Annotated in this window: 1 protein-coding gene; it reads left to right on the top strand. The window is 57.0% G+C overall.

What is annotated here, in order from left to right; genetic code table 11:
- A partial coding sequence (locus FKW19_RS14310) for a 1-deoxy-D-xylulose-5-phosphate synthase N-terminal domain-containing protein (protein WP_275068211.1) occupies nt 1-549 on the top strand: 549 nt, incomplete at both ends.

Raw genomic sequence — 549 nt, 5'->3', positions numbered from 1 at the left:
TATGCCCGCGGCATGATCACCGGCGGCACGCTGTTTGAAGAACTGGGTTTTTACTACGTTGGCCCTGTAGATGGGCATGATCTGCCACAGTTGGTCTCTATCCTGCGCAACCTGCGCGATACGGATAACGGCCCCATCATGCTGCATGTCATTACGGAAAAAGGCCACGGCTATCAGCCAGCCGAAAAAGCCGGAGACAAGTATCACGCCGTTGCCAAGTTCAACGTTGTTACAGGTGAGCAGAAAAAAGGCCCTGCAGGCCCGCCAAGCTACACCTCTGTGTTCTCGCGCGAACTCACACGTCGCGCCGCAACCGATAACAAAATTGCCGCCATTACCGCCGCCATGCCCTCTGGCACGGGGCTGGATGCCTTTGCCAAGGCTTACCCGGATCGGTTTTTTGATGTGGGTATTGCCGAGCAGCACGCTGTTACCTTTGCCGCAGGCATGGCAACGGAAGGGTTGCGCCCGTTCTGCGCCATTTATTCCACCTTCCTCCAGCGCGCCTATGACCAGGTGATGCACGATGTGGTGCTGCAAAAGCTGCCC

The organism is Acetobacter sp. DmW_125128 (assembly GCF_008704325.1).
GTDB classification, from domain to species: Bacteria; Pseudomonadota; Alphaproteobacteria; order Acetobacterales; family Acetobacteraceae; genus Acetobacter; species Acetobacter oryzifermentans.
This window is presented reverse-complemented; position numbering and strand designations above follow the sequence as displayed.